We start from the raw sequence: 234 nt of genomic DNA on the forward strand, positions 1-234 counted from the left end.
GTCGCGATGACCGGCACATTCGCAAAGCCCTGAATTTGCCGCAATCGGCGGGTCGCTTCGAGTCCGTCCATATCCGCCATCACGACGTCGGTGACGATCAGCGCTGGACGTTCGCTCAAGATCCTCGCAAGTCCTTGCCGGCCGCCTGTCGCCTCGACGATCTGGAAGCCGAGCCGGCCGAGATACTCGACCATGACCGCGCGGTTCATCGCGACGTCGTCGATCACGACCACC

General features: G+C 63.2%; 1 protein-coding gene. It reads right to left on the reverse strand.

Annotation, left to right across the window (positions count from 1 at the left end; all coding sequences use genetic code 11):
* Positions 1–209, reverse strand: a 209-nt coding sequence (locus tag SB822_RS61185; RefSeq protein ID WP_410859672.1) for a response regulator, incomplete at its 3' end; no start/stop codon positions are given.
* Positions 210–234: the final 25 nt, after the last annotated feature.

This window comes from Paraburkholderia sp. SIMBA_054 (assembly GCF_046534875.1).
GTDB classification, from domain to species: domain Bacteria; phylum Pseudomonadota; class Gammaproteobacteria; order Burkholderiales; family Burkholderiaceae; genus Paraburkholderia; species Paraburkholderia hospita.